General features: G+C 43.6%; 15 protein-coding genes. 6 read left to right on the top strand and 9 right to left on the bottom strand.

Features of this window, described 5'->3' with window-relative positions; translation table 11 throughout:
- From B3L97_RS01710 to nudC, 4 genes are read left to right on the top strand one after another with little or no spacing between them, the layout of a single operon-like run.
- Positions 1-1,635, top strand: a complete 1,635-nt coding sequence (locus B3L97_RS01710) for a glucan biosynthesis protein G (protein ID WP_024821376.1) — start codon at positions 1-3, stop codon at positions 1,633-1,635.
- Positions 1,636-1,653: 18 nt separating this feature from the next.
- Positions 1,654-2,016, top strand: coding sequence for a hypothetical protein (locus B3L97_RS01705; RefSeq protein WP_024821375.1), 363 nt, complete (start codon positions 1,654-1,656; stop codon positions 2,014-2,016).
- Between the two features lie 19 nt (positions 2,017-2,035).
- Positions 2,036-4,135 (top strand): glucans biosynthesis glucosyltransferase MdoH, encoded by a 2,100-nt coding sequence (gene mdoH / locus B3L97_RS01700; protein ID WP_024821374.1) that lies wholly within the window; start codon positions 2,036-2,038, stop codon positions 4,133-4,135.
- A complete protein-coding gene (nudC, locus tag B3L97_RS01695; RefSeq protein WP_051461083.1) occupies positions 4,102-4,935 on the top strand; it encodes an NAD(+) diphosphatase in 834 nt (277 codons plus the stop codon). The genes mdoH and nudC overlap by 34 nt, the downstream gene beginning before the upstream one ends.
- Here the strand turns inward: nudC and B3L97_RS01690 are convergent.
- Positions 4,932-6,110 carry an HD-GYP domain-containing protein gene (locus B3L97_RS01690; RefSeq protein WP_024821372.1) on the bottom strand — a complete coding sequence of 393 codons (1,179 nt, stop codon included), beginning with the start codon at positions 6,108-6,110 and terminating at the stop codon, positions 4,932-4,934. The two genes, nudC and B3L97_RS01690, sit on opposite strands and share 4 nt — an antisense overlap.
- A gap of 194 nt (positions 6,111-6,304) precedes the next feature.
- Here B3L97_RS01690 and tpx point away from each other — a divergent pair, with 194 nt between their 5' ends.
- Positions 6,305-6,823, top strand: a complete 519-nt coding sequence (gene tpx, locus B3L97_RS01685) for a thiol peroxidase (RefSeq protein ID WP_286933298.1) — start codon at positions 6,305-6,307, stop codon at positions 6,821-6,823.
- Positions 6,824-6,933: 110 nt separating this feature from the next.
- Here tpx and B3L97_RS01680 read toward each other — a convergent pair whose 3' ends face one another.
- From B3L97_RS01680 to B3L97_RS01670, 3 genes are all read right to left on the bottom strand, one after another.
- Positions 6,934-7,338: a hypothetical protein gene (locus B3L97_RS01680; protein ID WP_024821370.1), complete on the bottom strand. Its 405-nt coding sequence runs from the start codon at positions 7,336-7,338 to the stop codon at positions 6,934-6,936.
- 12 nt (positions 7,339-7,350) lie between these two features.
- Entirely contained in the window at positions 7,351-7,644 is a 294-nt protein-coding gene (locus B3L97_RS01675) for a hypothetical protein (protein ID WP_024821369.1), read from the bottom strand.
- A gap of 173 nt (positions 7,645-7,817) precedes the next feature.
- A complete protein-coding gene (locus B3L97_RS01670) occupies positions 7,818-8,249 on the bottom strand; it encodes an FKBP-type peptidyl-prolyl cis-trans isomerase (RefSeq protein WP_024821368.1) in 432 nt (143 codons plus the stop codon).
- A 119-nt stretch (positions 8,250-8,368) separates the two neighbouring features.
- Here B3L97_RS01670 and deoC point away from each other — a divergent pair, with 119 nt between their 5' ends.
- Positions 8,369-9,046: a deoxyribose-phosphate aldolase gene (deoC, locus tag B3L97_RS01665; RefSeq protein WP_024821367.1), complete on the top strand. Its 678-nt coding sequence runs from the start codon at positions 8,369-8,371 to the stop codon at positions 9,044-9,046.
- A gap of 25 nt (positions 9,047-9,071) precedes the next feature.
- Here deoC and B3L97_RS01660 read toward each other — a convergent pair whose 3' ends face one another.
- The 5 genes from B3L97_RS01660 to B3L97_RS01640 all read right to left on the bottom strand — a co-directional run bounded on the left by B3L97_RS01660 (position 9,072) and on the right by B3L97_RS01640 (position 14,315).
- Entirely contained in the window at positions 9,072-9,998 is a 927-nt protein-coding gene (locus B3L97_RS01660) for a dihydrodipicolinate synthase family protein (protein ID WP_024821366.1), read from the bottom strand.
- Between the two features lie 98 nt (positions 9,999-10,096).
- The gene (locus B3L97_RS01655; protein ID WP_286933296.1) at positions 10,097-11,254 is read right to left on the bottom strand and encodes a pyridoxal-phosphate-dependent aminotransferase family protein; all 1,158 of its coding nucleotides are present in this window, start codon (positions 11,252-11,254) and stop codon (positions 10,097-10,099) included.
- A gap of 39 nt (positions 11,255-11,293) precedes the next feature.
- Positions 11,294-12,043, bottom strand: coding sequence for an IclR family transcriptional regulator (locus tag B3L97_RS01650; RefSeq protein ID WP_024821364.1), 750 nt, complete (start codon positions 12,041-12,043; stop codon positions 11,294-11,296).
- Between the two features lie 194 nt (positions 12,044-12,237).
- On the bottom strand, positions 12,238-13,305 hold the full coding sequence (buk, locus tag B3L97_RS01645) for a butyrate kinase (protein WP_024821362.1): 1,068 nt from the start codon (positions 13,303-13,305) through the stop codon (positions 12,238-12,240).
- 77 nt (positions 13,306-13,382) lie between these two features.
- Positions 13,383-14,315 carry a bifunctional enoyl-CoA hydratase/phosphate acetyltransferase gene (locus B3L97_RS01640; protein ID WP_286933290.1) on the bottom strand — a complete coding sequence of 311 codons (933 nt, stop codon included), beginning with the start codon at positions 14,313-14,315 and terminating at the stop codon, positions 13,383-13,385.
- Between the last annotated feature and the right edge of the window lie 28 nt (positions 14,316-14,343).

Here is a 14,343-nt window from a genome sequence, read left to right as displayed (position 1 = left end):
ATGAAAGCATGGAAGTTCAGAAATATCCGATTCGGATATATTGCTTTATATACACTGTTGTTCTGCGTTCTTTTTTTTCCATACTCTCTCTTTGCCGCATCGTCTTCCCCAGGAGAAAATTTTGGATTTTTGGCTGTGGCAAAACAAGCACAGGACCTCGCCTCCAGACCATATATAGACCCACAAGGAACCGTTCCGGAAATACTCGCAAAGCTCTCTTACGATGAATGGCGCGATATTCGTTTTATTCCTGAAAAGGCTCTTTGGAAGGGCGAGAAACGATCATTCTCCGTGCAATTTTTCCATCTTGGAATGATCTACAACCGAGCTGTGCATGTTCACATAGTGGATCGGGGAAAAGTAGAAGATTTTTCTTTCTCCGCAGATTTATTCGATTACGGGAAGAATGTTTTGAATAAGAAATCTCTTCCTTCGGACCTCGGTTTTGCCGGCTTCAGAATTCATTACCCTATCAATACAAGAGAGTACTCCGACGAAGTTGCTGTTTTCCTTGGGGCCAGTTATTTCCGAGCTGTGGCTCGCAACCAGCAGTACGGTCTTTCTGCGCGAGGACTGGCTGTTGACACAGCTCTTCCTTCAGGTGAGGAGTTCCCTTGGTTTAAAGAGTTCTGGCTCGTAAAACCTGCCGCTAATGCACAATCCATGGTTATTTACGCTCTTCTCGATAGTCCTAGCTGTACAGGAGCCTATAAATTTACAATTACCCCTGGAGACGAAACAACCATGGATGTGATCTGCACTGTATTTAAACGCAAAGACACGCTAAAACTAGGGATCGCTCCTCTCACTAGTATGTTCTTCTATGGAGAGACTTCTAATGGGCGACCAGGTGATTTCAGACCAGAAGTTCATGATTCTGATGGGCTTCTGGTAGCAACAGATGATGGCCGATGGATATGGCGCCCTCTCATAAATCCAAACCGCCTCTTGATCTCTGAATATAAAGGATATGGTGTTAAGGGATTCGGCCTTATGCAGCGTGATGTAAACTTCGATCATTACCAAGACCTTGAAGCCTGGTATGAGAAACGGCCAAGCCTCTGGATTATTCCCGGCGAGGAATGGAAAAAAGGGCATATAGAGCTTATAGAAATTCCTACCGACAGCGAAATAAACGATAATATCGTAGCTTTCTGGGTTCCAGAAATGAAAATCGGAAACTCCGATACAAAAGAACAAAGTGGAAAGAAAGGAGAGCTCCCTATTCCGCTCACATTTACATACACTATGAAATGGGAGTACCCTTCCTCTCTTTTGAAGATAGAGAAACCTGCCCTAGCTGCTCATACACGTTCAGCTACAGAAAAAGCAGAGGGAGTATATCGTTTTATTATTGATTTTGAAGGCGAGGAACTTAATAAAATATCGGCTGAAACTGGCCTGGCCAGCGATATTAAAATAGAAGGGGACGGAACTCTACTGGGAAAGCAGCTTTTGAAAAATCCAGAAACAGGTGGATGGAGATTGAGCTTCCAAATAGCTGTTCCCATCGACAAGTTAAAAAGTGTGGTACCAGACCGCAAGCCTGTTGTCAAACTTTCAGCTTTCCTTAAAAAAGGGGAAAATATCCCTGAACCTCTTACAGAAATCTGGACCTATGACTTTCGTCCCTAGGTAAGGAGGGGAAATCCTATGCCAACACTACAACAAAAAAACATGGAAACATGGCAAGTTGTGCGAGACAGAGTATTACTTTATGTTCGCGCTATGGATCTGCCTCCTTTTGAGGGGCTTGAGATTGCGTTGGAGTCTTTAAAACAAGCAAACACCTACAGCATAGAAGAGGCTATGAATAGCTTGGCTTATACAATCGAGAAACGAGGGCTCAACAAAGGTGTTCTTGATGCGCAGGGAGAGCATATAGCCTCTATTCCTTCTATGAACAGAGGCGTTATGGTTTCAAAAAATTTCGATCGAACGCCATGGCTTACAGCCCTTAAAATTTTTATTCATCGATGGACACGAGACCTTTTCGGGCCATCGAGAACACGTTAATTCAAGGAGAAAAGTATGGATGAACGTTCAAGAGAATAGAGAGATCAAATGGACACGTTCTGCAAGCTGGCGAAGGATTATTCTCCTTAGCCTTATTATAGTCCCTACCATTACAGCCAGCCGTTACATGGCGGGAGTCTTGCCCTATAAAGGTGAAACCCCCTTAGAAATAGGGCTCGTGGTGGTATTTGCCATCCTTTTTGCTTGGATATCCATAGGCTTTTGGACAGCTATGCTGGGATTTCTTGTGCTTTTAAAACAGAAAAAGAGCTTTTCATTAACATCAGATATTAAGAACACTCCTTTGGATATAAAAGATCCAGAGGCAAAAACTGCTATTTTAGTGCCCATTTACAATGAAGATGTTCATCGGGTTATGGCTGGCGTACGCACAACATTACAGACCCTTCGAAACACTGGACAAGATCAGAATTTCCATATTTTTATTCTGAGCGATACCACAGACCCTGACGTTTGGGTTCATGAGGAAACTGCCTGGTATGAGCTTTGTCGTGAAGAAGAGGCTTTTGGGTCTGTCTTTTATCGTCACAGAAAAAGCAACGTGAAAAGGAAAAGTGGAAACGTAGCAGATTTTTGTCGCAGATGGGGGAAGAGTTATCGATACATGATTGTTTTCGATGCAGACAGTATCATGTCAGGCGTTACCATGGTTCGTATGGTGCAAATTATGGAACAGCGACCTGATATAGGAATTTTACAGACGCCTCCAGCGGCAGTAAACCGGCAATCCCTTATATCCAGAGTTCAACAATTCGCAAACCGAGCCTACGGCCCTATCTTCGCTGCCGGCCTTCACTTTTGGGTTCTTGGAGATGCCCAGTACTGGGGCCATAACGCTATTATTCGCGTGGAACCTTTTATGGAGCATTGTCAACTTCCTCGTCTTCCCGGGAAAGGCCCTCTCAGCGGGGATATTTTGAGTCATGATTTCGTAGAGGCAGCTCTTATGCGCCGTGCAGGATATGGCGTATGGCTTGCTTACGATATGGAAGGAAGTTATGAAGAAACCCCGCCTACTCTCCTTGATGAACTGAAACGGGACCGACGGTGGTGCCAGGGGAATTTACAGCATCTTCGACTTATTTTTACAAGAGGGCTTTTCCCTGTTCATCGGGCTCTTTTTATAAACGGCGTTATGTCTTATGGTTCTGCGTTCCTGTGGCTGTTGTTCCTCGTCTTAAGTTCTATAGAAGCAATAACAGAGGTCATCATTGAACCACAATATTTCCCTTCTGCCGAACTGGCCCTCTTCCCCGAATGGCCCGTCTGGTATCCTCATTGGGCTATCACACTTTTAGGATCTACAGTCCTTATCCTTTTTCTTCCCAAAGTATTGACCATCCTGTACATTACCTTTGTGGAAAAAAAAGCGCACCAATTTGGCGGATTTATTCGACTCTGTTTCAGTGTTCTTATAGAAATTGTACTTTCTACCCTTTTGGCACCTATCCGCATGATTTTCCACAGCCGTTTCGTAGTAATGACTCTGGCAGGACGAGCCACTGGCTGGGGGACTCAAACACGAGACGATCGCGGAACAACGTGGGGAGATGCTTTTCAATACCATATAGGTCAAACTCTTTTAGCCGCTTTGTGGGGCACTTTGCTGTACGAATTCAACCCCTCTTTTTTTTGGTGGATGTCTCCTATTTTAGGAGCCTTGTTCTTCTCAGTCCCAATATCGGCGCTCACGAGCCGGGTCAGTATTGGGAAAGCATTAAAACGTAATGGCATATTGCTTACTCCAGAGGAAAAAAACCTTCCGCTGGAATTGAAAATACTCGACGAAAAAATGGAAGCCCCTTTATCGTATACTCCGTTTCCTCTTCCTCGAGAACAGGGGTTTGTTCGTGCTGTAGTGGACCCTACTGTTCTGGCACTCCATACATCTTTAATTCTTCGTCACAGGATCGCATCTCCTTCCATACGTCGTCGGCGGGAAGACATTCAGGAGAAGGCGCTGCTTTACGGTCCCGAAAGTTTAACTCAAAAGGAAAAGATGGAACTTCTGCGAGATCCCGAACAGCTCAAAGAACTTCATCAGAGGGTATGGCGTATCCCCGAATGGGAACGAGCTGCTCAGTGGGGACTCGAATAGGGAAAGGGCTGAAATTTTCTATGAAGCAAGAATCATTTATGTTCATTTTTCGGAAAGACCATCTGCTGCTGAAAGAAAATCCTTCCTCTTCTTTCTTTTCTGTTGCTGAAAGCACTCAACTAGCCTTACCTTATATACGGCAGGGAAGCGTAGGATCTCCTAAGGGAGAAGGTCACTTCTGGGGGGAAGTGTCAGAAGATACGTATCCTCCTGCTGGAGCAAAATTTGTCTCTCTTCGAAGCCTCTACGATCTTTTAGGAGAGAGAGGTTTTAACGTAGCTGGACAAGCATACCAAATCATGAACTGGAGACGGACAACTCAATTTTGTGCTTCTTGTGGTTCAGTACTGCGAGAACATGTTATAGATAGAGCCTTAGAGTGTCCTGTTTGCCATACAATAACCTATCCGCCTGTTACACCTGTAATCGCCGTAGCCATAGAAAAAGATGGACATCTTCTTTTGGCGCGCAGCCCTCATTTCCCTCCCAACCGTTACAGTATTCTTGCTGGTTTTGTAGAACCAGGAGAACAACTTGAGGAAGCTGTTGCCAGAGAGGTAAAAGAGGAAGTAGGGTTAGAAATTCAAGATATAACTTATTTTGGGAGTCAGCCTTGGCCGTTCCCCCATACTCTTATGGTAGGTTTTACTGCTTCGTGGAAGGCAGGCAATATACAAATTGACGAGAAAGAGATTGAGGCTGCCGACTGGTATTCTCCTTATTCCATGCCGGAAATACCACCTCGTGCCAGCATTTCTCGCCGTCTTATTGATAACTATCTTGAGCATACGAGAGATTAGTGAAATTCGCGCAGAATCACCGAGTCTTTTCGCTTCCCTACATCATCAAGCGCGGAACGAACAAAGAGGTGAGGAGCTGAAGAGAGATCCAAAACCACGTGCTCCTCATATCGCTCCCCTTCTTCGTCTGTTTTAAGCAAGACACGGGGACGGAGAATACTTTTCTCTCCTGCCGCAATAACAATACCCATTCGATTGTCCGAAAGTTGCACTACTGTACCTGGCGGATAAATCCCAACAGCCCCTAAAAAAGCCGACACTACAGCTTTGTCAAAATGATACTCGGCATTCTCTATAATAATAGAAATAGCGCGATGAAGAGGCACAGATTCTTTATATATCCTTACTGTAGTTAATGCATCGAAGACATCTGCTACTGCGGCAATACGAGCAGGAAGAGGAATATGAGCCCCACAGAGATGATACGGATAGCCGGTTCCATCCACTCTTTCATGGTGACCCTCTATAACTGCAAGAATATCTTTGTCATCCACTCCAAGTTGCTTTGCAATACTTGCTCCATAAATAGGATGTTTTTTTACCTCATCGAATTCCTTTTCTGTGAGCCTAGAGGGCTTGTTTAAAATAGAAAGAGGAAGCCTAGCTTTTCCTAAATCATGGAGAAGACCACCAGTTGTAACTGCCTCTACCAACGAATTGTTTTCAGGAGCAAGGCGATAGGCTAAAAAACCACCGAGAAGCGCTACGTTAAAGGAATGAACAAAAGTATATTGATCCTGTTCTCGAACATTACTGAGAGAAAGAAGTATTCTGGGGTTGTTTGTAATCGTCAGCGCCAAGAGGCGCCCTATTCTAAGGAGAGGAACGAGACATACCTGAGATACTTCTCCAGAAGCAATAGCACTGAAATTTCTTCGAATTTCTTGAATCGTCTGGAGAGTAAGGCGGCGATCTACAGGATTTGAAGGGACCTCCATAGCATCCAGTACTTCAAAAATTTCACTGAGTATGAACTCTACATCCTCTCGGACAGTAACGTATCGAACTCCTTGATCTGCTAAAGAATGGGCAAGAGACAAACGGGAGTCTCCCATTTTAGAAAGACTCGTTCCTTTGGGGAGCAATAAAGCTCCCTTCTGTGAAAGAACATCTTCCATGATCATTCCACTGCAGCAAGGAATATCCCACACAGGAATTTTTCGTGCTAGATTCATAAAAACGCCCCCGATTTAAAAAAGCATCGATCCCTTCTCCACAAAAATTTTTTACTCTCTATTATATTTTGATTATATTTATTTTACTCATTTTCAGTTTAAATACTACTACACTTTTTAATTAAAAGAAAAGAGCTTCATTTTTATGATAAAATAAATATACTGGTATAAAGTATATGGAGGTGAAGATAAACATGGAAAGAACCGGAATCGTTACAATGAAAGGAAATCCTTTGACCCTCATAGGGCCGGCACTCTCCTTAGGAGATGCGGCTCCAGATTTTACCGTCTTTGATCAGGATTTAGCTCCAAAAACTTTAAAAGATTTTCAAGGAAAAATTAAAGTCATATCCGTTACACCTTCTCTTGATACTCCGGTTTGCGACCTTCAGATCCATTGGTTCAATGAAGATGCAGCAAAACAGCCAGATAATGTGGTTGTATTAAATATCTCCATGGATCTCCCTTTCGCGCTAAAACGTTTTTGCGCTACTAAAGGAATTGACAGAGCTATTGCTCTTTCAGATTATCGCGATGCCTCTTTCGGAACAAATTGGGGAGTATTGTTGAAAGAGCTCCGCCTTCTTGCCAGAGCTGTTTTTGTTGTAGATAAGGATGATACTATTCGCTACGTAGAAATCGTTCCAGAGGCCACCAACGAACCCAACTATGAAAAAGCAATAAAGGCGCTTGAGCAACTCACAAGAAAGTAAAAGCTATATACTCCCTTCATGTGTTGAAAAGAGGAGCTTGCACAGATATTTAATCACAATAATAAGGTCGAAGCATGGGAAAACTTCGGCCTTATTATTTTTTTACTGAGTTAGTTCTCCTTAACTTCTTCGATCGTCTCCACTGAGATATACATCTTCCCACTACCCGAAGAGGAGCGCAGTTTTCCTTCTATACGGACAGGAGTATCTTCCTGTCTTGCCAAAACCCATCTCTGAATAGCTGGGTCAAAGGCTCGCATGAGAAGGAAATCGCGGCGAATACTGCCATCCTCCCATGGCGTTTCCTGTTTTACGGAAAAAACAAGATATTTTCCTACGCGGCTTTCTTGGAAGCTTTCTCCCTCTACAAAGTGAAGTTTTCCTGATATCTTTACTAAATTTTCCACCATTGCTACCGTCCAACTCCTTTTTCCTGGCTTCGTATGGAGAACATATATACCACGAACAGGACGCTCCGCCAAGGTATATGGCAAACCACGAAAAAAGGGAGGCACAGAACCCTCCCTTTAAATTTCCTCTATTTTACGAACATGGACGTACATCTCTCCGCTACCTAACGACGAACGAACATCTCCTTCTACCCGCAAAGGCGTGCCCTCTTCACGACTTAAAACCCATTCTCGCAACTCGGGATGATACGCCCGCATAAGCAGAAAATCGCGCCGGGTGCTCCCATCACTCCACGGGGTCTCTTGTCTCACTGCAAAGGACACATATTTCCCTAACCTGTTCTCGAGAACCTTATCCCCCTGTACATGATGCAGAGTCCCGGCCACCGTAACGATGTTCTCCGTCAGCATATGCACATCACTCCTTGTGGCTGTGGATTTTTGAGAGTTTTTATATCTCTCGTTCTTACTTTACACTGGAATATGTTTTGTAACAAGTGCCTTAAAGGTTGACCTTTTCTAGAAAAGTTCCTTTGTGAAAGAAAACCTCCGAAAGGATCTATTTCTCTTCGGAGGTTTTCTTTTTACTCGTGGATTTCAACTATGGTTATATCGAAAATAAGAGTTTTTCCCGCCAACGGGTGATTCGCATCGAGAAGCATCCCTTTTTCCGATACATCTGCAACTAAAGCATTGAAAGTATTACCGTCTGGAGTTTGAACTTGCAGTACTTCTCCAACCTTTGGGTTGAGGTCATCTGGAATATGTTCGGCAGGTACTTCCATGGTCAGTTCCATTTCGTACTCGCCATAAGCTTTTTGGGGGGGAACGTTTATTGTCTTCTCTTCCCCAACGGTCATGCCTAAAACTGCTTTATCAAAACCATCAATAACCTGGCCAGATCCTACTTTAAATTTTAGCGGCTCCCTGCCTTCAGAGGCATCAAAAACTGTTCCATCTTCAAGGGTTCCCTTATAATGAACCGATATAGTGTCTCCATTTTTTATTTGAACCATGAGGCCCTCCTTTTGTAGCCCCTCTTTTCGAAGAGCGTGGGATCATTCTACCCTTTAAATTCTTCTTTTTAAAGGTGGTAATATAGTAAATAACCTTAAAAGAATCAGGAGGTGCCATTATGAAACTCTATTCCTCCCTCGAAAAGTGCATTGATAATACGTTATTAAAGCAGACGGCAACTCTGCCAGAAATTATTTCCTTCGTCGAAAAAAGCGTACCTTATGGTTTTAGAAGCCTGGTCATTCCTCCCTTTGCTCTGGGAAAAGCTATATCCAGAGTTGAAGGGCGTTCCTGCCATTTTTCCGCTGTAGTAGGCTTTCCCCTTGGATATATCCCCACCCTGTTAAAATGTCGGGAGATAGAAGCATATCGTAATATGGGGTCGGCTATTACTGATTTTGATGTTGTTCTTAATATAAATTTAGTGAAATCAAAGGCCTGGAACTCTCTATACACTGAAATGCAAGAACTCTCCTCCGTCACTGAAGGGAAAATATTGAAACTTATTATCGAAACTCCCCTCCTCACCCAAGAAGAAATAGAGCACGTCTGTCTTCTATCTATGGAATTCGAAGGGATTGATTTTATAAAGACCGGAACAGGCTTTGCCGGCAAACCTACCACTATCGACGAAGTCTCCTGCATTTCCAAGACCTTAAAAGGATTGAAGGGTATTAAAGTTTCAGGTGGCGTAAAAAAACTTGAACACGTAAATAATTTTCTAGCAGCAGGAGCCACTATCTTCGGATCCAGTTCTGGCATAGAAATTATGGAAGAGGCCAAACGACAAAAATAAAGGCAGGCCTCTTCCCTCTCCAATCCTAGGAAATCCCGAGATATTCTTCTCCTGTGATAGCTTTATAAGCAGCGATAGTTTTCTCGTAAATTGCCCGGATTTCTTTTTTCGCTCCCTCTGATGCATTGAGGATGGGGAATCGGGCACTTCCACCAAAAAATCCTGCTATATCCATAGCAGCTTTCATGCCGCCTATACCAAAACGAGACGTTACTGCCGCATTGAGGTCGAGAAGAGCCAGCTGTAATTTCCGTGCTTTTTCTATTTCTCCAGCTTTCCATGCGTTATAGATAGTTACACAGTAATTAGGAACAACGTTGGCCACAGCAAGAGTTCCCCCTACGCCACCAAGCATAAGAGTCGCTAACAGGAAACTTCCGGAACCGGCAAAAACAGAGAAGTTCTCAGGAGCTTTTGCCACAACTTCAGCAATTTGAGTAATATTCCCCGAGCTATCTTTTATGCCTGTGATATTAGGATGATAGGCAAGTTTTACGGTTAAAGAAGAAGGGATGTTAATCCCTGTGTTTCGAGGCATGTTATAGATCATGACAGGAAGAGGAGATGCATCAGCTATTGCCGTAAAAAACTTTTCAAGTGCTTCAAAAGTCATATCGCTTTTATAGTAGGATGGCGAGACAATAAGAACTGCGCTAGCTCCTGCATCTGCACATCTTTTTGTGAGCTCAATAGTTTCCCTTAAAGACTCACAGCCTGTTCCTGCTATTACTTTTTTATGTGGAGAAAGTCTTTTCCTGGCTTCTGCAACTAAAGATACTTTTTCGTCTTGGGAGAGAAGAACGAACTCTCCGTTGCTGCCAAGGATAACAAGACCTTCTAACGACGTGGCATTAAACTTCTCTATATTTTCCTGAAAACGTGCCAGATCAATGCGTTCATCATCTCCAAAAGCTGTTGCTATTGGGGCAAAAATTCCTTCCATTCCAGCCATACCTGCGTTCCTCCCATCCATATAAGAAAAGGGAGCTCTATGCAGAGCAAACCCCTCTTTCCCGTGCTAAGAACGAGAACATCCTGAAGAGAAAGAGTTTAATGCTCATCTACAAGCCCTTGTTGTAGAACGCTCAACCCCGTACCAGGTTCTACATTCATACCACATCGCATGGCAGCCCTTTCAACAGATGCTACTGCCGAGACGAGAGTATGTTTATCTATATTGCCCATATGTCCCATTCGAAAACCTTTTCCTGCATATTCGCCAAGGCAACCAGCTGTTTGAGTTCCTTCCTCAGCAAGGATTTTTCGGAACTGTAAATCATCTACATTGGCGTCTTGAGGATAGAGATATACAGAGAGAGTGGGTGCTCGGAACAATTTTTCTGCTGCCACAGTAAAACCTATGGCCTCAAGAGCCCCATCTGCAAAAGCAGCCTGACGAAGATGTCGAGCGTAACGTTCAACAATCCCTTCTTCTTTAATAATCTGCAGAGATTCTTTCAACGCCCAGATCAGATTAATTGCCGGCGTTCCCCAATATTTGGAGGGATCGTGCATTACAGGAAGCCATTTTTCGAAGTCTATATAGGATTCGGGAATGGGATTTAAGGATTTTCTTTTCTCCACAGCCTCTCTACTTGCCCAAAGGATGGCAAGGCCGGGAGCAACGCCAAAAGCCTTCTGCGAACAGGAAAGCAACACATCAATCCCCATAGGGTCCACATATTGCGCTGCTCCAGCAGTAGCAGCAACGCCATCAACAACATAGAGAGCCCCATGAGCTTTTACTACTTTACCAATTGCTTCTATGGGAGCTACTACCCCTGTGGCAGTTTCTACGTGAGTAACTGTCACAACATCGTATTTTTTCTCTACCAACTTTTTCTCTACATCATCCGCTGTAACAGACGTACCCCAAGGAGCTAAAAGGACATCTACATTAAGCCTTTTTCGCTGACACATCTCAATGAATCTGTCGCCAAAAAAACCATTCGAGCAAATCAACACATGGTCCCCCTGTTTTGTAATGTTGGCTATAGCCATTTCCATGGCTAATGTTCCAGAACCAGCAATTACAAATACTTCACCACTACATTTCCAAAGCTCTTTCAGATCGGCCAGAACTTCCTTATAATCCTGAACAAAGAAGGGATCTCCAAAAGCAACTGTTTCCCGACCCATTTGGTCTTGAATAGACCGAACAACAGGCGTTGGCCCTGGGATCATAACCAGTTTAGGTGTTCGAAGCATACCCTACTCCTCCTTTAGCCATAAAGGGCTTCTTTAGTTTTATGTGTTTTGGTTCCTCTCTTTTTCATAGCGTATTAAAGCCTCGCTAATAAACTTTGCCGTCTGACAAACCTCTTCTCCATACTGAGAGATCACCTGAAAATCTAAACGATATACTGGAGCTGAAATACTAATCGCACCTACAGGGTCTCCATGAGCATCCATAATTGCAGCCCCTACGCAACGAAGACCTTTTTCGTTTTCTTCATCATCAATGGCATATCCTCGATTTTGAATTTTTTGCAATTCAGAGAAAAGGCCAGGAGTCGCCTCTTCTCCAAGAAATTGAATAACTTCTTCTTTAGGAAGACAGGAAAGTATCGCTTGTCCTGCTGAAAGGCGGGTTAAAGACCCTTTCACTCCTACTCTCGAATGCATACGAACTTGGTAAGGACTTTCAAGTTTATCGAGGTAAAATAACTCCCCTTTTTCGAAGATAAAGAGATGAACGGTCTCTTTCGTTCCTCTATTCAGCTTCTCTAAAAAAGGCCTGGCTACCTCGGCAAAAGCTACTTGAGAACGATAGGCATCAGCTAAAAATAATGTAGCCGGTCCCATTTCATACGAACCTTCTCGTTCAATCACCATGCGCTGGACTGCGAGACTGTCGAGAATTCGATATACAGTAGCTTTCGGGAGATTCACACCTCGAGCTATCTCTGTAACACCCATAGGCCTCTTTTCATGGGCCATAAAAAAAAGGAGAGTAAAAGCTCTATCTATAACTCGAATTTGACTCTGGTTTTTCATTATTTGTTTCACTCCATGGATTTTTCATCTATTATACGAAACCAAAATAATCATAACATTCTCTCTTTTTTTTGCAAATAAAACTTCGCCAGATCTTTATGAAAAGACGAACACAGCCCCTCGGAAAGACTTTTCCGAGGGGCTGTGTCTGCAATCTAAGGCCCTCATGAATGGGGCCCTTTTTCTCTTCATATTTAACGATATTCTCTCGGTTTTTCCTGACCTGTAAGGACACGAAGCGTTCCTTCTGCTAATGCTCTTAGCTCATCCTCTCCAGGGTAGACAAAAACTGGAGCAATGAAAGAAACCCTTTTTCGGATTTTTTCCACAAGGCTTTCACTATACGCAAGGCCTCCTGTGAGGATAATTCCATCTACCAAACCTTTCAACACCGCAGACGAGGCCCCTATTTCTTTTGCAATCTGATAGGCTAGGGCTTCAAAAATAAGAGCCGCTTTTGCGTCTCCGGCCTCGATCATTTGTAAAACTTCTCTCAAATCATTCGTACCAAGATAGGCGACAATTCCGCCTTCCCCTACTAAACGCCTTAAAAGACCATTCAAATCATATTGACCGCTAAAGGCAAGGTGTACAAGAGTCCCTGCAGGTAAAGAGCCAGATCGTTCCGGGGTAAATGGTCCTTCTCCGTCAAGAGCATTATTCACATCTATGACTCGCCCATGATCGTGAGCTCCTACAGATATACCTCCACCCATATGGGCTACTATAAAAGAGCATTCCTTATACTCTTTCCCTAGTTCTGAAGAAGCATGACGCGCAACCGCCTTCTGATTAAGCGCATGGAAGAGAGAGCGACGCTCTATTTCTGGCAATCCAGAAAGGCGTGCTTCGGGAATCATCTCATCTACAACAACTGGATCTACAGTATAAGCCTTCCCACATCCACTTTCCTGAGCCAGCCTAAAAGCCAGGGGGGCTCCAAGATTACAGGCATGAGAACCGTATCGACATGATCGAAGATCATCAAGCATTACATCGTTTATTATATAAGTACCGCCAGGAATGGGTTTCAAAAGGCCACCTCTTCCCACTATAGCATCAAGAGAAGATGGGTCTGTATTATGTACTTCCAATATTTTTTTAATTTCTATAAAACGGAATTCTTCCTGAGCTGAAATGGAGGGGAACTGTCGGATCTGATGGATCGGGTACCTTTGTGCATCATCCCAAACCTGAGATGTGTCATCGAAAAGAGCTATTTTAGTACTCGTAGAGCCTGGGTTTATGGCAAGTATCCTCACGATTGCTCCTCCTTCTCTTTTGTAGAGAGGGCTTTAAAAGCCCTCTCTACATGAGGTATATTTAATTGTATTAGGGGTTATTCTTCGAAGGATGAAAGAACAACAGCTGCGGCTATGGAAAGAAGTTTGGCTCTCGGCGAATCAGCACGACTCGTCAAGATAACTGGTGCTGCCGCTCCGAGAATTAAACCAGCTGTTTCGTTTTTCGAGAAATAGACAAGAGCTTTGACCATCATGTTACCAGCTTCAATATCTGGAACCAGAAGGATATCGGCATACCCCGCCACTGGAGATATTATTCCCTTCGTGCGAGCAGACTCTTCACTTACTGCGTTATCAAGAGCGAAAGGACCGTCAACAATACAATTTTTAATCTGACCACGACGATTCATCTGAGTCAATGCCGCAGCATCAATAGTACAAGGCATGTCAGGATTAACCACTTCCACAGCTGCCAATACTGCTGCCTTAGGTTCTGCAACTCCAAAAGCTCGAGCAAAATTCACTGTATTTTGAAGAATATCTGCCTTGCCCTGCAGATCAGGATACATATTAAAAGCTGCGTCTGCAATAAAGAAAACTCTATCGTATCCTTCTACAGAGTGAAAATAGCAGTGGGAGATGGTATTTTTCCCCTTACGTAGCCCCACCTCTTTGTTCAACATTCCGCGAAGGAAATGGTTGGTATGGAGCTGCCCTTTCATATAGATATCAGCTTTGCCGGAAGAAACTTTTTCTACGGCAGTCAAGCCCATAAATGCCTCTCCTTTAACCTCGTCCACTATTTCATAATGAGCTAAATCGATATTAGCTTCTTTCGCTGCCTCCTCTATCTTTTCCTTGTGTCCAACCAATATGGCTTCAGCAAAACCAGCAATTCTGGCCTCTTCAATGGCAGAGAGAAGACCTGCGTCTTCCGCCATTGCAACAGAAAGCTTTTTGGGCCCTTTTTCCGAACCAATTTTCTTTGCATACTCAAGTAGTTGAGTCAGAGAGCGAATCTGTTCCATGAGAATTAAAGACCTCCTTGATAGAATT

It is taken from the genome of Aminobacterium sp. UBA4834 (assembly GCF_002400205.1).
GTDB classification, from domain to species: Bacteria; Synergistota; Synergistia; order Synergistales; family Aminobacteriaceae; genus Aminobacterium; species Aminobacterium mobile.
The sequence above is the reverse complement of the archived record's forward strand: the minus strand, read 5'-3'. Positions and strand labels throughout refer to the sequence as shown.